Origin of the sequence: Marinobacter sp. MIT930201 (assembly GCF_047122665.1) — a bacterium.
Lineage (GTDB): Bacteria > Pseudomonadota > Gammaproteobacteria > Pseudomonadales > Oleiphilaceae > Marinobacter > Marinobacter salarius.
Map to the genome: position 1 here is coordinate 2,649,349 of NZ_CP138916.1, position 23,138 is coordinate 2,672,486.

At 58.5% G+C, this 23,138-nt stretch carries 21 protein-coding genes; 14 read left to right on the forward strand and 7 right to left on the reverse strand.

Annotated features, from left to right (window positions below):
- Nucleotides 1–34: 34 nt before the first annotated feature.
- Entirely contained in the window at nt 35–1,126 is a 1,092-nt protein-coding gene (gene mnmH / locus SIC19_RS12080) for a tRNA 2-selenouridine(34) synthase MnmH (protein WP_127402428.1), read from the reverse strand.
- A gap of 134 nt (nt 1,127–1,260) precedes the next feature.
- On the opposite strand from mnmH, the gene SIC19_RS12085 reads away from it, so the two are divergent.
- Nucleotides 1,261–1,926 carry a class I SAM-dependent methyltransferase gene (locus tag SIC19_RS12085; RefSeq protein ID WP_036210725.1) on the forward strand — a complete coding sequence of 222 codons (666 nt, stop codon included), beginning with the start codon at nt 1,261–1,263 and terminating at the stop codon, nt 1,924–1,926.
- Between the two features lie 464 nt (nt 1,927–2,390).
- Here the strand turns inward: SIC19_RS12085 and SIC19_RS12090 are convergent, their stop codons facing one another.
- Nucleotides 2,391–2,804, reverse strand: coding sequence for a VanZ family protein (locus SIC19_RS12090; RefSeq protein WP_036210728.1), 414 nt, complete (start codon nt 2,802–2,804; stop codon nt 2,391–2,393).
- Between the two features lie 84 nt (nt 2,805–2,888).
- Between SIC19_RS12090 and cysZ the strand changes: the two genes are divergently transcribed.
- From cysZ to SIC19_RS12120, 6 genes are all read left to right on the forward strand, one after another.
- Complete coding sequence (gene cysZ, locus SIC19_RS12095; RefSeq protein WP_036211891.1) at nt 2,889–3,644, forward strand: sulfate transporter CysZ; 756 nt, start codon at nt 2,889–2,891, stop codon at nt 3,642–3,644.
- Nucleotides 3,645–3,679: 35 nt separating this feature from the next.
- A complete protein-coding gene (gene rapA, locus SIC19_RS12100) occupies nt 3,680–6,544 on the forward strand; it encodes an RNA polymerase-associated protein RapA (RefSeq protein WP_127401925.1) in 2,865 nt (954 codons plus the stop codon).
- A 103-nt stretch (nt 6,545–6,647) separates the two neighbouring features.
- Nucleotides 6,648–9,101, forward strand: coding sequence for an acyl-CoA dehydrogenase (locus tag SIC19_RS12105; RefSeq protein ID WP_221886083.1), 2,454 nt, complete (start codon nt 6,648–6,650; stop codon nt 9,099–9,101).
- A 77-nt stretch (nt 9,102–9,178) separates the two neighbouring features.
- On the forward strand, nt 9,179–9,559 hold the full coding sequence (gene crcB, locus SIC19_RS12110; protein ID WP_036210736.1) for a fluoride efflux transporter CrcB: 381 nt from the start codon (nt 9,179–9,181) through the stop codon (nt 9,557–9,559).
- A gap of 239 nt (nt 9,560–9,798) precedes the next feature.
- On the forward strand, nt 9,799–10,005 hold the full coding sequence (locus SIC19_RS12115) for a cold-shock protein (protein ID WP_007154967.1): 207 nt from the start codon (nt 9,799–9,801) through the stop codon (nt 10,003–10,005).
- 139 nt (nt 10,006–10,144) lie between these two features.
- Nucleotides 10,145–10,840, forward strand: coding sequence for a lysophospholipid acyltransferase family protein (locus SIC19_RS12120; protein ID WP_127401923.1), 696 nt, complete (start codon nt 10,145–10,147; stop codon nt 10,838–10,840).
- A 10-nt stretch (nt 10,841–10,850) separates the two neighbouring features.
- Here the strand turns inward: SIC19_RS12120 and SIC19_RS12125 are convergent, their stop codons facing one another.
- Nucleotides 10,851–11,666 (reverse strand): dienelactone hydrolase family protein, encoded by an 816-nt coding sequence (locus tag SIC19_RS12125; protein WP_085678667.1) that lies wholly within the window; start codon nt 11,664–11,666, stop codon nt 10,851–10,853.
- Between the two features lie 159 nt (nt 11,667–11,825).
- Here SIC19_RS12125 and ald point away from each other — a divergent pair, with 159 nt between their 5' ends.
- The 4 genes from ald (at nt 11,826) to SIC19_RS12145 (ending at nt 16,158) form a co-directional block, all read left to right on the forward strand.
- The gene (gene ald, locus SIC19_RS12130) at nt 11,826–12,938 is read left to right on the forward strand and encodes an alanine dehydrogenase (RefSeq protein ID WP_041332494.1); all 1,113 of its coding nucleotides are present in this window, start codon (nt 11,826–11,828) and stop codon (nt 12,936–12,938) included.
- A 29-nt stretch (nt 12,939–12,967) separates the two neighbouring features.
- Nucleotides 12,968–13,540, forward strand: a complete 573-nt coding sequence (locus SIC19_RS12135) for a glutathione S-transferase family protein (protein ID WP_036210748.1) — start codon at nt 12,968–12,970, stop codon at nt 13,538–13,540.
- 153 nt (nt 13,541–13,693) lie between these two features.
- Complete coding sequence (locus SIC19_RS12140) at nt 13,694–14,305, forward strand: Yip1 family protein (RefSeq protein WP_036210751.1); 612 nt, start codon at nt 13,694–13,696, stop codon at nt 14,303–14,305.
- Nucleotides 14,306–14,418: 113 nt separating this feature from the next.
- Nucleotides 14,419–16,158 carry an alkaline phosphatase D family protein gene (locus SIC19_RS12145; RefSeq protein ID WP_127401922.1) on the forward strand — a complete coding sequence of 580 codons (1,740 nt, stop codon included), beginning with the start codon at nt 14,419–14,421 and terminating at the stop codon, nt 16,156–16,158.
- Nucleotides 16,159–16,187: 29 nt separating this feature from the next.
- Here the strand turns inward: SIC19_RS12145 and SIC19_RS12150 are convergent, their stop codons facing one another.
- Nucleotides 16,188–16,583, reverse strand: a complete 396-nt coding sequence (locus tag SIC19_RS12150) for a glutaredoxin family protein (protein WP_127401921.1) — start codon at nt 16,581–16,583, stop codon at nt 16,188–16,190.
- Nucleotides 16,580–17,206, reverse strand: coding sequence for an HPP family protein (locus tag SIC19_RS12155; protein ID WP_007154975.1), 627 nt, complete (start codon nt 17,204–17,206; stop codon nt 16,580–16,582). The genes SIC19_RS12150 and SIC19_RS12155 overlap by 4 nt, the downstream gene beginning before the upstream one ends.
- Before the next feature lie 246 nt (nt 17,207–17,452).
- On the opposite strand from SIC19_RS12155, the gene ilvD reads away from it, so the two are divergent.
- Complete coding sequence (gene ilvD, locus SIC19_RS12160) at nt 17,453–19,129, forward strand: dihydroxy-acid dehydratase (RefSeq protein WP_041332496.1); 1,677 nt, start codon at nt 17,453–17,455, stop codon at nt 19,127–19,129.
- A 5-nt stretch (nt 19,130–19,134) separates the two neighbouring features.
- On the opposite strand, the gene SIC19_RS12165 is transcribed toward ilvD, so the two are convergent.
- Nucleotides 19,135–20,769 (reverse strand): EAL domain-containing protein, encoded by a 1,635-nt coding sequence (locus SIC19_RS12165; protein ID WP_085678673.1) that lies wholly within the window; start codon nt 20,767–20,769, stop codon nt 19,135–19,137.
- 255 nt (nt 20,770–21,024) lie between these two features.
- On the opposite strand from SIC19_RS12165, the gene pbpG reads away from it, so the two are divergent.
- Entirely contained in the window at nt 21,025–21,939 is a 915-nt protein-coding gene (pbpG, locus tag SIC19_RS12170; protein ID WP_091642531.1) for a D-alanyl-D-alanine endopeptidase, read from the forward strand.
- A gap of 26 nt (nt 21,940–21,965) precedes the next feature.
- Nucleotides 21,966–22,445, forward strand: coding sequence for an asparaginase domain-containing protein (locus SIC19_RS12175; RefSeq protein ID WP_036210766.1), 480 nt, complete (start codon nt 21,966–21,968; stop codon nt 22,443–22,445).
- Here SIC19_RS12175 and SIC19_RS12180 read toward each other — a convergent pair whose 3' ends face one another.
- Nucleotides 22,446–23,138: a pseudouridine synthase gene (locus tag SIC19_RS12180; protein ID WP_127401920.1), complete on the reverse strand. Its 693-nt coding sequence runs from the start codon at nt 23,136–23,138 to the stop codon at nt 22,446–22,448.

A 23,138-nucleotide genomic window follows, 5' to 3' on the forward strand; every position in this document is an offset into this window, starting at 1 on the left:
GTCCAGTTTGGGTGGGAGCGTTGTACGTTGTAAATCAACGACTGGCCCACCCGATGATGGTTTCCGGCCCGCCCTTCACAATAATGCGGCCTTCCTTCTGGCTGAGCTGGTAGTCATACATGGGGTCGTAGTAGTCCTGCAACAGTGCCTCGATCCATTCATGGTGCGCACCGGTCTCCCCGGTTCGGTGCTGGCGGTCGAGGGCATCCTCCATCATCTGCCGTAGTCGGCTATGGCGCTCACCGCCGAGGCGTTTCCGGATTCTGTCGAGGGCGCTGAGAAGGTAGTCGCGAAAGTTGAGCCAGCCTGCTTCTGTGCCGTCGCGTTCCACGTAGTCGGCCGTCATCTGGTCAACATAGTCTTCGCGGATGATTCGTACTCGCTCCTCGATCGGTTGATCCAGCACCATCAGGGGTGCTGCTGCCATTCGGTTTCTGAGGCTTTCCGGCAGGGCGCATCGGCCCACCAGTCTGCTTTCATCTTCCAAATACACCGTCCCGCCGACGTGATGATGGGCCTTGAGCATGGCCACGGCCAGGCGGTTTTCGAAATCAATCTGTGACGGTTGGGACGTTACCTGACGACCGAAGCTGGAGCCACGATGGTTTGCCAACCTTTCAAGGTCAACAGGATTGGGCAATTGATTCAGCACGCGGGTTTTGCCGGTGCCGGTGCGGCCGCTGAGAATAACGAACTCGGACGATGCCGTGAGGGCTTCCAGGCTGTCGATCAGGAAGCGGCGCATGGCCTTGTAGCCACCCTGGATGAGCGGAAACTCGATGCCAGAGTCTTTGATCCACTGCTGGGTCAGCCGCGAACGCAGGCCGCCGCGGAAGCAGAACAGGTAGCCGTTCGGGTTTGTGGCGGTAAATCGCTTCCAGGCTTCGATGCGTTGCGCCTTGAGATCCCCGGAAACCAGTTGGTGGCCCAGTTCAATGGCCTTGTCCTGACCTTTTTCCTTGTAGCAGATACCGACCCTGTGGCGTTCCTCGTCGTTCATCAGGGGCGCATTGATAGCATTCGGGAAACTGCCCTTGCTGAACTCGATCGGGGCCCTTACGTCCATGAGCGGAACGTCGTTCAGGAACAGGGAGAGATAGTCGCTGGTATCAGGTCTGGACGGCATGGCAGGTTTGGGTTCGTACGGGAAATGAGGCAGCAGTATAACGAACATGCTGGTTTTTTGCTCGCCTGCGGGTGTGCCGCCGCGCCGCTGCCGCTACAATGCGTGCCTTGCCATGCCTGTGTTCCGGAGTAACCATGACCCCCGACATTCTAGATCAGCATCTTGGGAAAACCCTCAGCCGGGGGCAGGTTGCCGTTACAGCCCCGGCGGGTTGCCCCGACATCGTTCTCTACCTGTTCGACCCAGGAGTACTGGAAGGCCCACTAAGCCATGAAGAGGCGCAGGCGGTGGTTGCTGAGCCGGCGTACTGGTCGTTTTGCTGGGCCAGTGGACAGGTATTGGCGGCCTATATCCTCGCACATCCACATCTGGTGAAAGGCAAAAAGGTGTTGGATTTTGGATCCGGTTCCGGGGTGGTGGCTATTGCTGCCGCAATGGCCGGGGCGAGGGAGGCCATCGCCTGTGATATTGACCAGGCTGCACTGGATGCGGCAGCGGCGAACGCCAGGTTAAATGGCGTGTCGGTGACCCTGAGCGCCGATTGGGCAACGCGGCCGAGCGATGTGGACGTTGTGACCGCGGCGGACGTGTTGTATGACCCGGAAAATCGCCCGCTGCTGTCCGAGTTCAGGCGAGCCGCGCCTTTGGTGATACTGGCGGATTCTCGCTTGCGGAATCTGGGTGACGACCACTACCGGCAACAGGACGTAATCGAAGGCCGCACCTGGCCAGACCTGAATGAGTTTGAGGAGTTTAATCGGGTGCGGGTGTACCTGGCAGGCCAGAGCTCGATGACCTGAGAGCGGGCGAAAAAAAAGGGCAACCTTTCGGTTACCCTTTTTCGGAACAGGTGTCGCGTCCCTGCGCTGTTGGCAACTACCTTGTTGCCGATTTCCCTTGCCAGTCCCTGGTGCCGGCGTCCGAGCCGGCGATCCGAAGAGGTCTCCCTTAAGCGAGCCATCCCTGTGTCCCTGCTTCTCCCTGCATCCAATTGCCGGGGTGCATCCAGTGCGTCGTCCATTTCCCTGTCATCCTTGATGTAAACACTATACCAACCGCAGTTTTACAAACATGTGAACTGTGCACGCCAGAGCAGCTGTGCTGGTAGTGGTTTTGTTATAAGTTCTTTAATATCAGTTAATTGAGATATCGGCGGGTATTCCTGTCGGGGAAACCTACGCTATGTCGCAGCAAGATCTTACGAGTTTGTAGGATATATCTCACACAAGTCCGGGTTGATGTCTCAAGTCCGGTGGGTGGTGCTTTATTGACGGCTGTTGGCGTGAACGATGGGCCGGTCGTTTTGCGTGTGTGGCCTTATAAATCCGGGACACGGTAGTAACCCGATAGCAATGCCTGCAGCGTCGGCGAGAATATCGGCAATGGCAAAGGTGCGGTAGGGTAGCTGGGCCTGGACAAGCTCAATGCCCAGCCCGAACGCCAGCAGGCCGATGACAATCCACAGTTTCCCCAAGCCCGGCCAGGCCAGCCGGGTAACCACCGCCAACTGCAAGAATGCCAGCAGGTGATTGACTTTGTCGCTGGCTGCCGAGGGAATCGGGTAGGGTTGGCTGGTGGTTGCAAGGTAAATGATGGCGGCGGCCGAAAGAGCCAGTATTGCCCGCCAAAAAGGCTGATACTCGAGCAGAATCAGAATGCGCTGCCTCAGGAATGCCATGGTCACCGTCGGGCTGTGGTGGAGTTTGCAACATGATATGCTTTGCGCCCCGTCACTGTCATCGAAGCTGAGGTGCTGCGAGGTATGTTGAAAGGTAATTTTTTCCGCGGCCTGGGTTACCTTGGAGAAGGGTTCCGGCTGATACGGCAGCCTGGACTGAGATTGTTCGTTGTTATCCCCCTGGTTATTAATATTCTGTTATTCGGCCTGCTGTTCTACTTTCTGGCTGAACTCTTTGCAGCGATGATTGCCACAGCCATGAGCTGGTTACCGGATTGGGCGTGGCTACAAAGCCTCGACTGGTTGTTCTGGATTCTCTACGGCGCCGTCATCCTGTTGATGTTGGCTTACGGGTTCGTGATCCTGGCGAACCTCATCGGCTCGCCCTTCTACGGTTACCTCGCGGAACTGACGGAAAAGCACCTGACCGGTCAGGAGGTCAGCACCGATGATGGCTGGAGCCAGATCATACGGGATATTCCCCGCTCTCTCTGGCGGGAGGTGCAGAAAATCCTCTACTACCTGCCCAGGGCCATTGGCCTTTTCATTATCGGTGTTATCCCGGTGGTCAATTTGGTGGCGGCCGTGCTGTGGTTCGTCTTCAATTGCTGGATGATGTCGCTGCAGTACGTGGACTACCCGGCGGACAACCATCGGGTCAGTTTCCCGGCCTTGCGGCGGCTACTGGGTGACACTCGCCTGTCGGCTCTCGGGTTTGGCCTGCCGGTGGCATTGGCGGCCATGGTGCCGGTGCTGAACCTGGTGGTGGTGCCTGCCGCGGTTTGTGGTGCCACCGCCTATTGGGTGCGTGAGAACGGTCCCTCGAACACAGACGTATAAAGCAGTTACGGTGATTTAAATCTGTCGGAGGTTTCTTGGATACATCGGAATTTGTAATTGGTCAGCGCTGGGTCAGCCACAGCGATACCGCGCTCGGCCTTGGTATTGTCACGGACATCTCAGGCCGCCGTGTAACGCTGGGTTTCCCGGCGGCGGATGAGGAGCGCACCTACGCCATCGACAATGCTCCGCTGTCGAGGATCATCTACCAGATTGGCGAGGCTATCGAAACCTTCGATGGCGAACGTTACATCGTGAGGGCCGTGGAGGATATCGGCGGTGTGCTGATGTACCACGCCGATGACGGCGGAGAGAACCTGATCCATGTTTCCGAGGTAAAACTCAGCAGTTCCGTGGACTTTTCCGCCCCCCACCAACGGCTGTTTGCCGGCCAGTTTGATCGCAATGGTGCGTTTCGCCTGCGGATGGCCACCGCGCAACACCTTGACCGGTTACGTGCATCCTCGGCTCAGGGCCTGATCGGTGCGCGCACGCAGCACTTGCCACACCAGATTTACATTGCCCACGAAGTGGCAACACGTTACGCCCCCCGGGTTCTGCTGGCGGACGAAGTGGGGTTGGGCAAAACCATTGAGGCCGGCCTGATCCTTCACTATCAGCTGCACACCAGTCGTGCCCGTCGGGTGCTTATCGTGGTGCCGGATTCATTGATGCATCAGTGGTTGGTGGAAATGCTGCGGCGGTTCAACCTGCGATTCTCGATCATTGATCGCAGCCGGTATGAGGCCATGGAGGATCTGGAGGGGTTGTCGGAAGAGGATGACGACCTGACCGATGCCGATGAAAACCCGTTTGAGAGTGAACAGCTTGCACTGTGCAGCCTGGATTTCCTGATGACCAGCGAACAGGCCCAGGCGGATGCCATTGCCGCCGGTTGGGACCTGATGGTGGTGGATGAGGCCCATCACCTGGCCTGGAGCCCGGAGGTGGCGAGCCCTGAATATCGGCTGATTGAGCAGCTTTCAGAAGCCAGCAATGGCTTGTTGCTGTTGACCGCAACCCCGGAGCAGGTGGGGGTGGCCAGCCACTTCGCTCGCTTGCGGTTACTGGACCCGGCACGCTTTCACGATCTGGAGACTTTCCGGGAAGAGGAAAAGCAGTACGAAGTGATCAATGGGGTGGTTTCCCATATCCGAGAGCAAGGCATAACCGCTGTCTCCGACACGGATCGGAAAGCCCTCGAGGGCTGGCTGGGTGATGAGCTGGAAGGTTTGATGGCGTCCCAGGAGCCGGCACAGGCCGTGGTTGATGCATTGCTGGACCGTCACGGTACCGGTCGCGTGCTGTTCCGGAACACCCGCGCCGCCATCAAGGGGTTCCCGGAGCGCCATCCGCTACCGGTTGCGTTACCCTGCCCGGAACTCTACCAGCAGGGAGATGTTTGTCAGGGGGTAGCCGGGTTAACGCCCGAAACGGCCGTGGACGAAGAACAATGGCTGGCGGAAGATCCCCGTGTCGCCTGGCTGGAGAAGACTCTGACCGGCCTGAAGCCGGCCAAGGTGGTGGTGATCTGTGCCCACGCCTCGACCGCCATGGCTCTGGAGCACTACCTGCAACTGCGTGCCGGTATCCGCAGCGCTGCCTTCCATGAACATCTGAGCCTGATCGAGCGGGATCGCGCCGCAGCTTACTTCGCTGATACTGAACAGGGCGCCCAGGCACTGATCTGCTCGGAAATCGGCAGTGAGGGGCGCAATTTCCAGTTCGCCCATCACCTGATCCTGTTCGATCTGCCCGCCAACCCCGACTTGCTGGAACAGCGCATCGGCCGGCTCGACCGGATTGGCCAGACCGACACCATCGACATCCATATCCCCTACCTGCAGGGAACGGCCCAGGAGGTCCAGTACCGTTGGTTTGAGGACGGCGTGAACGCGTTCAATGAAAGTTGCTCTGTGGGTGTCGCTGTCCACGATCATGTGGCCGTGCAGTGGCAGGCCGTCATTGATGGTGCGACGGACGACCTGCCGGCGCTGGTGGATGCTTCGCGGGCCGAGGCCGAGCGCCTGCGTACGTTGCTGCGCAACGGCCGCGACGCGCTCATCGAGCTTAACTCCTGCCGTCCGGACGTGGCGGAGGCGTTGATCAGCCAGATCGAATCCGAGGAAGAATCCGCCCAGGTACGTGACTATATGATCGAGGCCTGCGATATCCTCGGCGTTGATGTCGAGGATCATTCCGAGCATGCCGACGTGCTGAGGCCGGGCGAGCAATACCAGGCCGGACACGTGACCGAGCTGCCGGAAGACGGCCTGACCGTTACCTGGAGTCGTCAGCAGGCTCTTGAGCGCGAAGACATGGCCTTCATGAGTTGGGAGCATCCGCTGGTGACCGGCATCATGGAATCGGTCACCAGTTCCGGGCTGGGTAAGGCGGCTTTGGCCAGTATGACGGTCAAGGCGCTGCCACCCGGCACCCTGTTGCTGGAGGCCCTGTATACCGTGCATTGCCCGGCGCCTGAATCGCTGCAGTTGTCCCGGTACCTGCCGGTCTCGCCGTTGAGGCTGCTGGTGGATGTGAACGGGCGTGACTTGTCGGCAACTCTGCCTCATGACCGGCTCAACGACATGTGCTCGAACATCCGCAGGCGCACCGCTCAGGCCATCGTGCCGCAGATTCGCCCGCAGGTGGAAACCATGGTCGATCATGCCGAACGCCTTTCCGAGCCGCACCTGGAGCCCCTGAGAGCGTCGGCCCTGGCCCAGGTCAGAGACGTGTTCGGCCCGGAAATCCAGCGTCTTGAGGCGATGAAGAAGGTCAATCCGACCATTCGTGACGACGAAATCGATTTCTTCCGTAAACAGTTGCACGCCGCGGAGACGTTACTGGGGCAGGCCAGCCTGTCCCTGGAAGGCATTCGCGTGATTGTAACTGCCTGATGGTGAACCAGTTGCTGGTCAGGATTCATCTGATCAGGTAGGTTGAACGTAACAGAATGTAGTTTTTGACATTCAAAACCACGGACGACAGAGAGTATCCATGATGACTTTCATACTGTTTCTTGCTGCTGTTACCGGCCTTCTTGTTGTGATGCGCAAGGAATCCGGTGCCAAACCCGCTATCGGGGTGATGGTGGTAACAGGCGTGCTTTCGCTTTTCCTGGCGTCAGGATTGCTCGCGCTCATACTGTTTATCGGCGCCGCCGTTACCGCCGCTGCAGGTCTGCCGGGATTTCGCCGGAGCTGGCTGACCCCGCGGGTATTCGCCATGTTCAAGAAAGTGGCTCCCAAGGTGTCCGATACCGAAAAGGTGGCCCTGGAAGCGGGGACCGTCAGTTGGGATGGCGAGCTGTTTACCGGGCGCCCGGACTGGCACAGCCTGCTGATCAACCGCAACACGGGCCTGTCTGAGAAAGAGCAGGCTTTTGTGGACAACCAGTGCACCCAGGCCATTTCCATGTGTAACGCCTGGGACTTGGCCGTTGAATGTGCTGATCTGCCGGCGGATTTGTGGGAGTTCCTCAAGAAAGAGAAATTCTTCGGCATGATCATTCCCGAGGAATACGGCGGCCTGCACTTCTCCGCCAAGGCCCAGACAGCGGTGTTGCAGAAGCTGGCGGCCAACGAAATGCTGATGGTCACCGTGGGCGTGCCCAACTCCCTCGGCCCTGGTGAGCTACTGGTCAAGTACGGCACCGACGAACAGAAGAATCACTATCTGCCCCGGTTGGCGGATGGTCGCGAAATTCCCTGCTTCGGCCTGACTGGCCCCCGCGCCGGTTCCGACGCCACCTCGCTGCCGGACACCGGTGTGGTCTGCAAGGGCGAGTTCGAGGGCAAGGAAGTGCTGGGCCTGCGTCTCAACTTCGAGAAACGCTGGATTACCCTGGCGCCGGTTGCGACTGTGGTTGGTCTCGCCTTCCGCATGTTCGACCCCGACGGGCTGCTCGGTGACACCAAGGACTATGGGATTACCTGTGCGCTGATTCCCCGCAATACCAAGGGCATGGAAATCGGCCGCCGGCATTGTCCCATCGGCACACCATTCATGAACGGCCCCATCAAGGGCACCGACGTGTTCATTCCGCTGGATTACATCATCGGTGGCCAGGAAATGGCCGGGCAGGGCTGGCGCATGCTGGTTGAGTGTCTGTCCGTCGGACGCTGCATCACCTTGCCATCCGGCGCGGCCGGAGCGGCTGCCTACTCAGTGGGCACCGCTGGCGGCTTCACCCGCATCCGTCGCCAGTTCAATACCCCGGTGGCAGACATGGAAGGCGTGCAGGAGCCTCTGGCCCGCATTGCTGCCAAGACCTACATCGCCCAGTCGGCAGTGAACCACACCGCGAACATGATCGACAAAGGCGAAAAACCGGCGGTACCGTCGGCGATTCTCAAGTACCACCTGACCGAATTCCAGCGCGGTGTCCTGACCGACGCTATGGATGTGCATGGTGGTAAGACGGTCACCCTTGGCCCCCGCAACTACCTGGGTATCGGCTTCAGTGGTGCGGCGGTTTCCATCACTGTGGAAGGCGCCAACATCATGACCCGCAGCCTGATGATCTTCGGTCAGGGTGCAATACGCTGTCATCCCTATGTACTGAAGGAACTGGCGGCCAAAGACAACGATGACATCGACGCGTTCGACGATGCCTTTTTCGGCCACGCTGGCCTGATCTTCGGCAACGCTGCTCGTGCGTTCACCCAGGCTCTGGGTATCGGCAAACCCGACGTGCCGTTTGACCACAATGCACGCAAATACGCTCAGGGTGTGGCCCGCTTTAGCGCCGCCTTCGGCCTGTGTGCCGACGCCGCGATGACCACGCTGGGGTCGGAACTGAAAATGCGTGAGCTGATTTCCGCCCGCCTTGGTGATGTGCTGGCCAATCTTTACCTGGCCTCCATGGTGCTCAAGAACTGGCATGAAACCCAGCCGGTTGACGGTGAGCGCGACCTGATGGAGTACAGCATGGCGCTGTTGCTGAACCGAGCGGAAACCGCCATGGAAGAATTCCTCCAGAACCTTCCTAACCGCCCGGTCGCTATGGCCTTGCGTGCCATCACCATGCCCCTCGGCCGTCGTTGGGACCAGCCCCGTGATGATCTGGCCCGCAAACTGGCAAAAGCCATCTCCACCGACAGCCCCGTGCGGGAGAAGCTGTTGGCCGGCGCCTGGACGACGGCTGGCGAAGGCAAGGGTGCGGTTGAGAATCCCATTGCTCAGTACAACTATTTGCTGAAGGATTACGACAAGGCCGAACAGCTGTATCGCAAAGTCACCAAGGCGTATGCCAAGGGCCAGTTGCCGATGGACGCGCTGCATCCGGAAGAACGCTTCGAAGCCGCACTGGAAGCGGACATCTTCACCAAGGAAGAGGCCGAGTTCATGCGCGAGTACGAAGCCGTGGTCCTGGAAATGCTGACCGTCGACGACTTCCCGTTCGACGAGTTTGCCCGTAACAAGGACACGCTGATCGACCACAACCCGGCCTGACAGAGGGTATAGGGGTTTGGATTGAGGATGCCGGATGGCAACATCCGGCAGACACCAAATCATGAGGTAATTTGGGAATGTGGCTATCAATCCTGGCCGTAAGCGCCGGAGCCGTCATCGGTGCTAACCTGAGATGGGCACTGGGCCTTTGGCTCAACAGCAGCTACCACGCCATTCCCTACGGCACCCTCGCCGCCAACCTCTCCGGCGGCTGGCTTGTTGGCCTGCTTATTGGCTATTTCGTTCATGGCACTTCGTTGGCACCGGAGTGGCGCCTGTTTGCCATTACCGGCCTTTGCGGCGCCCTGACCACCTTCTCCACCTTCTCCCTGGAAATGCTTTCCGCTATCCAGGAAGGCAAATGGAGCATGGCCCTGGCTGGAATTCTGGCCCATGTTGTTGGCTCTATCCTCATGACAGCACTGGGAATTTACACCTTCGGGCTGGTCCGGGGATGATGGGTAACACTACGTACGGAATAAATTAAAAATACGCTTGGCAATCCCAAAAACAAAGAGTAGAGTTATTTGCGTAGGAAAGATTCAGTAAAGCTTTCATGAATAAGACGTACCTCCGCAGTTAGTAGTGACCGTCCTGTTTTTGATTCCGCGAATTCTGTATTTCCGTAAACGCTGATCAGGCATCACGACGATGGCCTGGCGGCAAGATAAAATGATTGATTTCAGGAAGTTTAAGTATGTCTACTACTACCGGCACTGTTAAGTTCTTCAACGAAGCAAAAGGCTTTGGCTTTATCACTCGTGAAGGCGGCCCGGACGTATTCGTTCACTACAGCGCAATTCAGGGCAGCGGCTTCAAGACCCTGGCAGAAGGCCAGCAGGTTGAGTTCACCGTTACCCAGGGCCAGAAAGGTCCTCAGGCGGAAAACGTTACTGCTATCTAACGGATAGTAGGGCACCGCCAGAAAGGCAGCCTCGGCTGCCTTTTTTTGTGGGTGGATTTTGTGATTCCCACCCGAATGTGACATCTTTTATCCCCTGCCGTCGGGCGATCGCCCAACCTTAGTTTGCTCAGGGCCTGCTATGTTGAACACCCTCAAAGCTGTCTGGATCCTGTTTTGGGCTGCACTGCTCACGCTGGTCCTGTTCCTGCCTATTGTTATCGCCGCACTTGCCGGCCGCAATGGCAACGCCGCCTTTCACGGCACCCAGGTATACGCCTGGTGCATGCTTAGACTCACCGGAATCCGCCTTGAAGTCAGCGGACGCGAGCACATCGACCCGGCCCAGCGCTACGTTATCCTCAGCAACCATGCGTCCTATTTTGATCCCCCGGCCCTGGTGTTGGCATTGGGGCTGCAATACCGCTGGGTGATCAAGAAAGAGCTGCGTAAGGTGCCACTGTTTGGCCTGGCGCTGGAGACCTCGCGTAACCTTTTCATTGACCGATCAAAAGGCAGTGATGCGCTGGAAAGTATCAAGCGCGGCGTCGCCCAGTTGCCCGAAGGCACCAGCATCCTGATGTTTCCCGAAGGCACCCGATCCTGGGATGGCAAACTGCTGCCCTTCAAGAAAGGCGGGTTCGTCATTGCCCGCGACGGCGAACTACCCGTTCTACCGGTGACGATCCGAGGCTCCCATGACCGACTCCCCAAGGGAACCGCGGTATTCTCGCCAGGTTTGATCGAGATTATTGTTCATCCGCCGGTAGCCACCGCCGGACGTGAGGTGAGGGAAGTTCAGGAAGAAGTGAAGGGCACCATAGAAGGTGCCCTCTGAAGGGCAACGATCAGTCGCCGAAAACGTCTTCGTAGAGCCGCAGGGTGCCCTCCCAGGAACGTTTTGCAGCCTGCTCGTCGTAGGCGATGGGCATATTGAATTCCTCGGCGACCTTATCCGCTCCCGGATTGGTGAACGAGTGCATGACACCGGGAAAACTGACCAGCGTTAGATCGGCCCCGGCATCCTGCATTTCTTTCACCAGACCGGACACCTGATCCGAGGGCACCATCTTGTCCGCACCACCGGTGTAGACGTGAATCCTGGGCTGAACCTTGCCGGCTTCGGCTTTGATGGGGCTGCCCAGCGCGCCGTGATAGCTGACTACGGCATCCAGATCCACACCCAGGCGTGCCATGTTCAGTACCACGGCACCGCCAAAGCAATAACCCTGGGCGGCAATCCTGCTGCCGTCGACACTGTCGTGCTTCGCGAGCAACTCCTTGGCGGCCATGAAGCGAGCCTTGACCTGATCAATATCCTTGGTCGCCTCCTTCATAAAGGCCTGCGCATCTTCGGGATGTTCGGCGAGTTTGCCGGAGCCATACATATCCAGCGCAAACGCCGTGTAGCCGGCGGCTGCCAGCTTTTCCGCCTGCTCACGGGCAAACTCATTGTGCCCCCACCATTCGTGAACCACCAGAACGCCTGGGCGCTTGCCTTCGGCTTCGTCGTCGTAGGCCATGTAGCCGGTAAACGTTTTGCCGTTTACGGTGTACTCCACGGTTTCTGTCTGCATGTCGGCTGTCACCTGTCCACTTGCCAGGGTAAGGGCTACTGCGAGTGAGAGCGGCGCTGCCGCCAGGGCATGCCTGTATCTGTTCATTGGTTCCTGCTCCGTTTGGGTCGATTGCGTGGATTGCTTCGGGTTTTACGCCGAGGCCCATTAAACCGATGCATTCAATTGCTACTGCCGGTGTCAGACCTTTTTACTACACTTTACCCGATGAGACATCGTTTACCCGACGGATTCAAGGGGTCAGGCATGAAGATAGGCGTACCGAAGGAGATCAAGAATCACGAGTACCGGGTGGGAATGACACCGGCGGCGGTCCATGAGCTGTGTGGCCACGGCCACAGTGTTTGCGTTGAGACGAATGCTGGTGCTGCCATCGGCTTCACGGACGATGATTATGTGAAGGCCGGGGCCGAGATTCTGGAAAACGGAACGGCGGTGTTCGAGGCAGCCGACATGGTCGTCAAGGTCAAGGAACCCCAGGCGGAAGAGCGAGCCTTGTTGAAGTCCGGCCAGACCCTCTTTACCTACCTGCACCTTGCGCCGGATCAGGCCCAGACCGATGACCTGGTAGCGTCAGGGGCAACCTGTATTGCCTATGAAACAGTCACCGACAGCCACGGGCGGCTGCCGCTACTGGCCCCTATGTCGGAAGTGGCGGGGCGGATGTCGATTCAGGCTGGTGCCCACTGCCTGGAAAAATCCCTCGGCGGTCGAGGTGTGCTGCTGGGCGGTGTGCCGGGTGTGAGCCCTGCGCGGGTAACTGTGATTGGCGGTGGTGTGGTGGGTCAGAACGCTGTCGCTATGGCCATTGGCCTGGGGGCCCATGTAACGGTCCTCGACCGCAATATGGACGTACTGAGAAATCTTGACCATCTCTATGGCAACCGCATCAGCACGTTGTTCTCAACCGCCGCGACCCTGGAGGAAGCGGTGATCGAGTCGGATCTGGTCATTGGCGGCGTGCTGATTCCCGGAGCGTCCGCACCCAAGCTGGTCACCCGTGATATGGTCAGCCGTATGCCCGAAGGCAGTGTTATCGTGGATGTAGCCATTGATCAGGGCGGTTGTACTGAAACTTCGAAACCCACCACGCACGATGCGCCTACCTACGTTGTGGATGGGGTGGTGCACTACTGTGTCGCCAATATGCCGGGCGCGGTGGCAAGAACCTCCACTCTGGCGCTGAATAATGTAACACTGCCGTTTATCGTCGCCCTGGCCAACAAGGGACCGGAAAGGGCGATGAAGGACGACCCCCATCTGCGCAACGGCCTCAACGTGTTCCAGGGCAAGGTCACTTTCCGCGAGGTGGCGGAATCCACCGGCTATGAATTTGCAGATCCTGACAACCTGCTCTGATAGCAACGTCATTCAAACAAGGAGATTTCATGAAACTGATCGGTTCCACCACTTCCCCCTATGTTCGCCGTATCAGGCTGCTACTGGATGATAGTGACTATGAATTCGTGAACCTCGACATCTATGGTCAGGGCAGGGATGAGCTCCGGCGCAACAACCCGGCGCTGAAGATTCCCATGCTGATCGACGACAATCAGGAGGTGTACGATTCCCGGGTAATTGCCCGCTACCTCAGCGAAAAGCAGGGCATGGTGCCGTTGACCTGGGACCAGGAAAACCAGCTGACGCTGATTGACGCTGCCAACGATTCTGCGGTGATCCTGCTGCTGTCGGCCCGTTCGGGCATCGATACCAACGAAGACCTGATGTTTTTCAACCTCCAGCGTGAACGCATCATGATGACGTTCAGAACCCTGGCGGCCATGGTGGACGATGGCCAATTCGCCCAATGGAACTACCCCGCCATCTGCCTCTATTGTCTGGTGGACTGGATCGAGTTCCGGGACCTGGTGGATTTTGCCGGCATTGAGAGTCTGCTCGGGTTCAGGGATCAGCATCGTGATCAGCCGCTTGTCGCCGCTACTGACCCGAGAAAAGCGTAAGGTTTTGTCGGGAAGTGATTGGCAATAAAAGACAAGGTGGCTTTAACACTTGCGTTTCTAGGCTATAGTTGAGGGTAGCGTGGCCTGATCTTTCCAGGCCCGTGAGGCGTATCCATTCAACCAATAATAAAATTACCTCAAGGGGGTAAAGCCATGCTCCTGAATCACGCATTTGGTCTGTTCACCCATCCCGATGCCGAGTGGGCCGAGATCCGCAAGGAACACGCACCTCCCCGGCGGCTCTATGTTGCCTATGTGCTGTTGCTTGGCGCGATAGCGCCGATCTGTGCCTACATTTCCACGGCTCACATCGGTTGGACGGTGAGCGGTGAGCGCGTCATAAAGCTCACGGAAGTCAGTGCGATACAGCTAAGCGTTCTGACCTATCTGGCCATGCTGGTGGGGGTGTTTGCCCTGGGGTTCGCCATCAACTGGATGGCTCGGACATATGGCGCCCATGAAGAAACCGTTCCTTCCAATGGCATTGCGTTGGCGGCTTATTCCTGTACGCCGCTGTTCCTCGCCGGTTTTGCGTTGCTCTATCCGGTGCCCTGGTTCAATGCCCTGGTCTTCCTGGCGGCGGCCTGTTATGGCGCCTGGCTGATGTACGATGGCCTGCCGATTGTCATGGGCATTCCCAAGGACCAGGCGGTGATGTACGCCGGTGCCCTGTTGACCGTGGCGCTGGTCATTCTGGTGTCAACCCGCGTGGGTTCCGTCATCCTCTGGAACTATGGCCTGGGGCCGGTCTTCGTCGAAGGGTAGCGGCTTTGCCCGGCCTGTCGTGATTTGCTATTCAGGATGTCGCCATCCGTCATCCTGTCGTTACACTTTGGCGCTACCTTTTACCTGACCACTAAACTAGGGCAGGGAAAGGTATGAAACGATTGAGCCGCAGGGACTTCCTGAAAGCATCCGCTATGGGCATGGGCGCTGTTGCCATATCCACAGGGCTGGCCGGATGCATACTCGACAGCAGCGACAAACGTGATATCCGCTTCTCCCAGGGTGTTGCCAGTGGCGACCCCCTGCAGGATGGCGTGATCCTCTGGACTCGTGCCGTACCGGACGACGATTCCGGGCGGGACGTGGACATCGCCTGGGAAGTTTCTACCGACGCTGACTTCCGGAGCATGACTCATTCCGGCCGCTCGCGCGCCTCGGCTCAGCACGATTACACATTCAAGGTGGATGTTCGGGGTCTGATGCCCGGCCAGCGCTATTACTACCGTTTCCGCACCGCCAGAAGCACCTCCCCGACCGGCATGACGCAGACCCTTCCAGAGGGTGCGGTGAGCCAGGTGAGGTTTGCCGTGGTGTCCTGCTCCAATTACCCCGCCGGCTACTTCAACGTGTATCGGGAAATCGCGGGCCTGGATAACCTGGATGCCGTGCTGCATCTGGGGGATTATCTCTATGAGTACGACAGCGACCCGGATAGCTATGGCGCCGCGCAGGCAGAAGCCATGGGCCGTACGTTCCCTGCGTCGAATAACCGTGAGCTCATCACCCTGGAGGATTACCGCCATCGCTACGCGATTTACCGGGGCGATGATCATTTGAGGGAGTTGCACCGCAAGGTGCCGTTCATCACTGTCTGGGATGACCACGAAGTAGCCAACGACACCTGGAGGAACGGTGCTGAGAACCACAACGCCGATGAGGGTGATTTCAGTGACCGTAAACTCGATGCACTGCGTGCCTACTTTGAATGGATGCCGATCCGGCCGGTCACGGACGGAGACCAGGAAACCATCTCCCGCAGCTTCCGCTTTGGCGACCTGGTGGACCTGCACATGCTGGATACACGGATCATCGGCCGCGACGAACAACTGGCCTACGCTGATTACCTGACCCAGGATGGCATTGACGCGGCCCGGTTTGCCGCAGATGTAGGCGACCCGAACCGCACCATGCTGGGTGCGGAACAGCGGCTTTGGCTTGAGAACGCGCTGGCAACCTCGACTGCCACCTGGCAGGTGCTGGGGCAGCAGGTGTTGATGGGACGGATGACGCTGCCTGCGGAGCTGCTGGCGGGCATCATCAATCCTGACCCGTCTGTGTTGTTGCCCCTGTTCGCGGAACTGGCCGGCCTCAAGGGCCGCTACCTGGCTGGAGATCCCTCGTTGACCGCCGAGGAAATCGCCCGGATCGAAACCGTGCTGCCCTACAACCTGGACGCCTGGGACGGCTACTACGTGGAACGGGAAGTGATCCTGGAAACGGCGAGGCAACTACAAAAGAATCTCGTGGTACTGGCCGGGGATACTCACAACGCCTGGGCCAGCAACCTGAAAACCGGCAATGGTGACCAGGTGGGTGTGGAGTTCGCCACGCCGGGGGTTTCTTCCCCCGGTCTTGAAGACTATCTCCAGTTGCCCGAAGCGACCATACCCGATGCCGAGGCGGCTATAGAGCTTCTGGTGGACGATCTCGACTACCTGAACGTGAACCAGCGGGGCTATATGCTGGTGACATTTACGCCCGATGAGGCGAGGGCGGACTGGCGCTTCGTCAGCACCGTCAAAGACCGTAACTACGAGATTGTCAGTGGTCGCAATGCTGCCCGGCAGACCTTGCCGGGGCCGGGCAACCGTTCACTGGTAACGCTTGGTTGACGGGATCTGTAAACCCGCTGCCGAACGATTCAGGCAGCGGGTTCGAATTGCCGCTGCAGCCATAGCTTGATGTCGTCGGATTCGTACAGCCACTGATCCTTGCCGTCATCCTGCCGGATCCGCAGGCAAGGCACCTTGACGTGACCGCCGCCAGCTTCCAGCTCGGAGCGGCGTTCGCTGTCATGCTGTGCGTCACGGGTTTCGATATTGAGGCCCAGGCGCGCAATTTCCTTACGGACCTTGATGCAGAACGGGCAAGCCGTAAACTGGTAAAGCGCGAGGTCTTCGCAGGCACTGTCCACCTTTGCCTGTGCGTCAGGCGTGCGCGTGATGCCCTTGGGTGTGCTCAACTTCTCGCTGATCAGCATGAAGGGGGTCAGGATCAGCCGAAGGGTACGGAAAAAATAGCGGATGATGATTCTCATGGACTCGATACTGCTCCAGTCGATGGGGTGGATTTCGTTGCAGACCAAACCGGATAGGGAATGCCCGACAGCCTGTTCATGCAATAAGCGTGTGCCAGAAGCAGGCAAACGCCAGCCATCAGGACGGGCAGTTGTGCCGGATCAGGCATCAGGCCGAGTGATACGATAAGCGCAGTGGCTCCGGCCGGCGGATGCACGACACGGAATAGTACCATCAGGCAGCCGGTCAGGCCGAGGGATAAAGCCGAAGCGCCGACCCTTGGCAGATCGACTCCGTGTAAAAATGCGGAGGCCTGGTCCTGTAGACCAAAAATATGAAGACTGAACAGCCCCATCAACGCACCGATGAGGTGGCCGCAAAAGGTATTGCGCGGAGAGGCCGGTTCCGCGAGCGGAACGTGGAACAGTATAAACGCCGTGGCGCCCAGCGACGGGAATATGAAGGCTTCCTGAGTAACCAGTGCGATAAAGGAAACAAGCGCGATACTCAGTGTGCCGTTGATCAGGCTAAACCCCGCCATTACAGTTCGGCGGCTGTATCGGTTCGTCAGCTGTTCAAGATGAAACACCTTTAGCAGACCACTGGCTAACTGCCAGCGCAGTCGTTCGTTTCTGCGTCCCATTGCTCTCTCGTTAACCTGAATCATTTGCACCAAAAAGGTGCGTGATAGTAAGCCCTGACCCTGCACAAGGCAAATCGCTATTTCCGATAACCGTGAGCGACTGGCAAAGGTTCACTGATGCTTCTGAGCAGAAGGGCGTAAGGTATTGCCTGGGGCGTTGTATTGCTGTCGCCGGGCGTTTCTGACAGTCTTTTGTTAATGACAGAAACAAGGCCGGGCTAACCGGACATTCAGGAGAGCACAGTAATGACAGAAGACAAACGCCGCCGTTATTCCGCGCCCGTGGTCGACGGCCTGGGCAAGTCGGCAAGCCGCGCCATGTTGCGGGCCGTGGGGTTTACCGATGAAGATTTTCGCAAACCCCAGATCGGTATTGCCTCGACCTGGAGCAACCTGACGCCCTGCAATATGCACATCAACCAACTGGCGGAGGAATCCGCTGCTGGTGCCGACGAGGCCGGGGGCAAGAGCCTGACGTTCAACACCATCACGGTATCGGACGGCATCGCCAACGGCACCGAGGGTATGAAGTACTCTCTGGTGTCGCGGGAAGTCATTGCCGACTCCATTGAAACCGTGGCTGGTTGTGAAGGTTTTGATGGCCTGGTTGCCATCGGCGGCTGCGACAAGAACATGCCCGGCTGCATGATGGGTCTGGCGCGGCTGAACCGGCCGTCGGTATTTGTCTATGGCGGCACCATCATGCCCGGCGAGAATCACACCGACATCATCTCTGTGTTCGAGGCGGTGGGTGCCCATGCCCGAGGTGATCTGGACCTGATTGAGGTCAAACAGATCGAGGAAACCGCGATTCCGGGCCCAGGCTCCTGCGGCGGGATGTACACCGCCAACACCATGGCCTCGGCGATCGAAGCCATGGGCATGAGCCTGCCGGGCAGTTCTGCCCAGAACGCTATTTCCGAGACCAAGGCGGCAGACTGCAGGGCGGCGGGCGCGGCGGTGCTCAACCTGCTGGAGAAAGACCTGAAGCCATCGGACATCATGACCCGTGAGGCGTTCGAGAATGCCATCACCGTGGTGATTGCCCTGGGTGGCTCCACCAACGCGGTGCTGCACCTTATTGCCATGGCCAGTACCGTTGGCGTTGACTTGTCGCTGGATGACTTCGTGGAAATCGGCAAGCGGGTTCCTGTGCTGGCGGACCTGCGCCCCAGCGGTCACTACATGATGTCAGAACTGGTGGCCATTGGCGGTATCCAGCCATTGATGAAGATGTTGCTCGACCGTGGCATGCTCCATGGCGACTGCATGACGGTCACCGGCCAGACACTGGCGGACAACCTGAAAGACGTGGCTCCGTACCCGGCAAGCCAGGACATCATTCATGCCTTTGATGATCCCATCAAGGCGGATAGTCATCTGCGTATCCTTTACGGCAACCTGGCGCCCACTGGTGCGGTGGCCAAGATCACCGGCAAGGAGGGCACTCATTTCACTGGTCGTGCACGGGTGTTCCAGTCTGAGGAAGAGGCCCAGGAGCGGATCATGGACGGCACTGTTGTGGCCGGGGATGTGTTGGTGATCCGGTTTGAGGGGCCCAAAGGCGGCCCGGGCATGCGGGAAATGCTGACGCCTACCTCGGCCATCATGGGCAAGGGCCTGGGCAGCGATGTGGCGTTGATTACCGATGGGCGTTTTTCCGGTGGCAGCCACGGTTTCGTGGTTGGTCATATTACACCGGAAGCCGCCGAAGGGGGCCCGATTGCGCTGGTGGAAAATGGTGACACCATCACCATTGATGCGGTGGCTAACCGTATTGAGCTGGATGTTTCGGAGCAGGAAATGGAACGCCGCCGACAGGCATGGACGGCACCGGCTCCCAGGTTTACCCGCGGGGTGCTGGCCAAGTACGCGCGTACCGTAAGCTCCGCCTCGGAAGGCGCAGTGACGGACAAGCCCTGAGTGCGTCAGGGGCAGGCCGGTTCAGGCTTGCCCCAAAAAAAGCCCTGCCCGTAGAGGTCCGGGAATTGCTGTAACCAGCGCACCACGGCCTCATCTTCAACACCTTCAACCACCACATCCAGGTCCAGTGCTTCACCCAGCTCGAGGGTCGCACGGAAGATTCGCTGGCGCGTAGGGTGGTCGAGAATGTCTTTCAGGAAACTGCGATCTATCTTGAGCTCATCCAGTTCAAAGCTTGCCAGTGTGCCCAGTGATGAATGGCCGGTCCCGAAATCGTCCATGGCAATTCGGAACCCTTTTCGGTTCAGGGTGTGAATCATACGGCGGGAAGCCTCTGGATCGGTCATCATCGCGGTTTCCGTAATCTCCAGTATCAGGTCTTTCGCCTGAATGTTGTGACGGGTGATGATGTTGGTTACCTTCTCCTCGAAGCCAGCATGAGTCAGGTCCGTGGCGGAAATGTTGACGGCGATGGCCAGCTCGTCGCCGTAGCGGGCTGTCAGGTGGGGGTATTCGCTGCAGGCCCGTTCAATGACCCAAAGCGTCACAGGATAGATCACCCCCACCTGTTCGGCCTGGGGAATCCACTGGTCTGGTGGTACATACCCGAACTCCGGGTGATGCCAGCGTATCAGGGCTTCCACCGAACGAACTTTGGCGTCTCGAATGCGCACTTTGGGCTGGTATTCCAGCCACATACTGTTGCGGGCGAGTCCGTTTTCCACCTCCAGCATTAACCGTTGTTGCTGGTCTTGCCGCTCGGTTAGGGCCGGGTCGTACCCAGGGAGTCCCCGGCTGTCGTTCGCTGATGCGGCCCCCGCGGAAGAGAGCAGGCTGGCGGCTCCGGTTGTCAGGATGACCGAGCCTGCGGCAGCGCCAAGGAAGAACGCGGACTCCGCAAAGCTGGTGCTCGGCGCCCAACCCGTTGTATGTAAAAAAGAGATCACGGCCCCGACCAGTATGGCGAGGAAGGCAAGCCCATAATAGCGTGCAAGGACGTGCTGACGAATCTGGCTCAGAACCACCAGCAGGATAAACGCGCCACCAGCGAGGGCCAGGCCGAGGAAAGACGCTTCGCCAACACCCGGAATGTTCACCGGCGTCGCCAGTAGATGCAGGAAAGCCAGCAGACTGATGACGTGAATGATTCGCCGGGAACGACGGCCCAGCGGCAGGAAGTGCGGCGTGAATTCACACAGTGCGATCAGGCACAGCGGCAGACTGATGTGCAGCAATGCGTTGTACTGCGGCTGGTCGGGCCAGATAAACCAAAGGCCAAACTGTTCCAGAACCAATTGGCAGTGCAGGACACCGGCCATGAACACACTGAGCCACGCGAGGCCGGGCCGCTGTAGCATAAACACAACTGCCAGGTTGAACAGCAGTGCAAACGCCAGAATCCCGCCGATAAATACTTGCCGTACCAACGCCATCAGGTCCTGAGGCAAACCCGTTTCCAGGCTCGATAACCAGTGGACGCTGCCCAGTGCCTGGGGAGTCAGCGACGCAAGCAGCCATCCGTAGGCAATGGCAAAGATCAACACGATCAGGGGTAGCCAGCGGTAGAAGCCATTGCTCGCATCAAAGGGCAGGGGCGTACTGGCGATTTTCTGCGTCGTTTCGGGTCCGGTTGAATCCATTCGCTTGGTTGTCCTGCTCGTTTCCCGGAGGGCTTGTTACACTATGGTTACCTTGTGAAATATTGTGTAACAATATGATTTCAATGTAATTTTACGCGATTTTATACGGTTTTGCATTTGATGTTTTAAACGCCTGAATGAATTCTGTGTCCGATCCCGTTAATACTTTTACCCTGGCCTACCCGGAGCCAGCCGCCAATTTGGCTGGTATAGTGAAAGGCTGACACCGTAATGACACATAACAAGGTTTGACCAATGATCCGAACGGCCATTGTCCTGGCGCTGACAGTCCTGTGTTTGCTCAACGTTTCCCGGGCGATGGCGATCGAGAGGTCCGAGTTGCAATTGGCATCCGTTAACGCAGCTGTGGCCTATGCCGACGATGAGGGGCTGGTTTACGGCAAGAATGCGGATCGGCGGGTGCCCATCGCGTCCATCACCAAATTGATGACTGCGCTGGTGGTGATGGAGTCCGGCGAGCCCCTGACCGAATGGCTGGACTTCCGGGAGCGCCATGTTCCCGCTCCGGCGAATGCCTATACCCGTATTCGTGTGAGCTCCGAGCTCAGACGCTCTGACGTACTGCGTATTGCACTGATGTCGTCAGAGAATTTTGCGGCCCATACCCTGGCAAGACACCATCCCGGTGGGTATGACGCCTTTATCGAAGCGATGAATGCCAAGGCCGTTGAGTTGGGAATGCTGAAAACAACCTTCGTGGATCCCACTGGATTGTCGGTTGACAATCGTTCCACCGCGGCGGATCTGGTTCGCCTGGTCAGGGCGGCCAGCCAATACCCACAGATACGGGAGTATTCCACCACCCGCTATTTCACCGCCCAGTTCCGCCAACCCAGATATCGACTGGCGTTCGGGAATACCAATGTCCTGGTTCATCGTGACAGTTGGGGCGTGGGGATCAGTAAAACGGGCTATCTGTCCGAAGCTGGCCGTTGCCTCGTTATGCTGTTTGAACTGGATGGCAAGCCGTTGGTAACGGTGCTGCTTGATTCTCTGGGCACCCGTTCACCGATGGGGGATGCGGGCCGGATCAAACGATGGCTGACCACCGGCGCCGGTGGCAGTGTTGCTGCGGCCGCGCGTGCGTATGAGCGGAAAAAGAACGCAGCTTATGCCGCTTCGGATGGCGCATCCGTGAGCGTGAACTGACCTCTGGCGAATCGGGAACGCAGCGTATGATTGAGATATTCACCACCGGTGGCACCATCGACAAGGTGTATTTCGATGCCAACAGCGAGTTTGAGATTGGCGATAGTCTGATTGCGGAGCTGTTGGCGGAGTCCAACATCCATGACGGCTATACCCTGCACGGGTTACTGCGCAAGGACAGTCTGGAAATCACGGACGGCGACCGGGAGGTCATCAGAACCGCCGTCAGTCAGTGTAACGCCGAGCGCATACTGATCACCCACGGTACCGATACCATGCCGGAAACCGCCAGAGAGCTGCTGTCGGTGAAAGGGAAAACCATTGTGTTGTTTGGCGCCATGCAGCCGGCACGTATGCGCCGGAGTGACGCGGTTTTCAATATCGGCTATGCATGGGCGGCGGTCCAGCTATTGCCTCACGGGGTTTATATCGCCATGAACGGCGAGGTGTTCGAGGCAGGTTCCGTGCGCAAAAACCTGAAGGCCCAGCGCTTCGAACGCACCTGATCAGCCCAGGCTGTTCACTTCCTCCGTGGTTAGTTCCCGGTATTCTCCCGGCGCCAGTGAGTTGTCGAGTACGAGGGGGCCGACACGCCATCGGTGCAATCCCGTCACATGGTTACCCACCGCCGCCAGCATTCGTTTGACCTGGTGGTAACGCCCTTCCGACAACGTCAGGTCAATTTCCCCGGCATTGAGTAAATGGACATCGGCAGGTCTGGTTGGCCGCGACTCACCGTGCAGTAATACACCCTGTTGCAGTTGCGTGATGGCGAGGTCATCAATGGGTTCGGCGAGCGTCACCCGGTAGGTCTTGGGGCATTTCACCCGGGGCGATGTGATGCGGTGTGACCATTGGCCATCGGTGGTCAGCAGCAGGAGCCCGGTGGTGTCGGCGTCCAGCCGCCCGGCGATGTGGAGCCCGTGGCGGACATCTGCGGGCAGCAGGTCCAGCGCCGTGGGCTGCTGACTGTCGGTGGTGGCACTGATGACACCGGCAGGCTTGTGCAGCATCAGGTACCGCTCTCCTGGCAGTGACAGCGGCTGGTCATCGAGGGAAACCCGGGTGTCTGCGGCCACCGGAGAAGAGGATTTGCGACAGATCTGCCCGTCCACCCGGATTCGGCCTGAACTGATGGTTTTTTTCGCATCGCGGCGCGACAGGGTGGTCGCGTTGGCAACGAAATAATCCAGGCGCAT

Bases quoted from the DNA above. Each gene is read 5' to 3' on its own strand.
- mnmH (WP_127402428.1), bottom strand. From the start codon at position 1,126: ATGCCGTCCAGACCTGATACCAGCGACTATCTCTCCCTGTTCCTGAAC.
- SIC19_RS12085 (WP_036210725.1), top strand. From the start codon at position 1,261: ATGACCCCCGACATTCTAGATCAGCATCTTGGGAAAACCCTCAGCCGG.
- SIC19_RS12090 (WP_036210728.1), bottom strand. From the start codon at position 2,804: ATGGCATTCCTGAGGCAGCGCATTCTGATTCTGCTCGAGTATCAGCCT.
- cysZ (WP_036211891.1), top strand. From the start codon at position 2,889: ATGTTGAAAGGTAATTTTTTCCGCGGCCTGGGTTACCTTGGAGAAGGG.
- SIC19_RS12105 (WP_221886083.1), top strand. From the start codon at position 6,648: ATGACTTTCATACTGTTTCTTGCTGCTGTTACCGGCCTTCTTGTTGTG.
- crcB (WP_036210736.1), top strand. From the start codon at position 9,179: ATGTGGCTATCAATCCTGGCCGTAAGCGCCGGAGCCGTCATCGGTGCT.
- SIC19_RS12115 (WP_007154967.1), top strand. From the start codon at position 9,799: ATGTCTACTACTACCGGCACTGTTAAGTTCTTCAACGAAGCAAAAGGC.
- SIC19_RS12120 (WP_127401923.1), top strand. From the start codon at position 10,145: ATGTTGAACACCCTCAAAGCTGTCTGGATCCTGTTTTGGGCTGCACTG.
- SIC19_RS12125 (WP_085678667.1), bottom strand. From the start codon at position 11,666: ATGAACAGATACAGGCATGCCCTGGCGGCAGCGCCGCTCTCACTCGCA.
- ald (WP_041332494.1), top strand. From the start codon at position 11,826: ATGAAGATAGGCGTACCGAAGGAGATCAAGAATCACGAGTACCGGGTG.
- SIC19_RS12135 (WP_036210748.1), top strand. From the start codon at position 12,968: ATGAAACTGATCGGTTCCACCACTTCCCCCTATGTTCGCCGTATCAGG.
- SIC19_RS12140 (WP_036210751.1), top strand. From the start codon at position 13,694: ATGCTCCTGAATCACGCATTTGGTCTGTTCACCCATCCCGATGCCGAG.
- SIC19_RS12145 (WP_127401922.1), top strand. From the start codon at position 14,419: ATGAAACGATTGAGCCGCAGGGACTTCCTGAAAGCATCCGCTATGGGC.
- SIC19_RS12150 (WP_127401921.1), bottom strand. From the start codon at position 16,583: ATGAGAATCATCATCCGCTATTTTTTCCGTACCCTTCGGCTGATCCTG.
- SIC19_RS12155 (WP_007154975.1), bottom strand. From the start codon at position 17,206: ATGGGACGCAGAAACGAACGACTGCGCTGGCAGTTAGCCAGTGGTCTG.
- ilvD (WP_041332496.1), top strand. From the start codon at position 17,453: ATGACAGAAGACAAACGCCGCCGTTATTCCGCGCCCGTGGTCGACGGC.
- SIC19_RS12165 (WP_085678673.1), bottom strand. From the start codon at position 20,769: ATGGATTCAACCGGACCCGAAACGACGCAGAAAATCGCCAGTACGCCC.
- pbpG (WP_091642531.1), top strand. From the start codon at position 21,025: ATGATCCGAACGGCCATTGTCCTGGCGCTGACAGTCCTGTGTTTGCTC.
- SIC19_RS12175 (WP_036210766.1), top strand. From the start codon at position 21,966: ATGATTGAGATATTCACCACCGGTGGCACCATCGACAAGGTGTATTTC.
- SIC19_RS12180 (WP_127401920.1), bottom strand. From the start codon at position 23,138: ATGCGCCTGGATTATTTCGTTGCCAACGCGACCACCCTGTCGCGCCGC.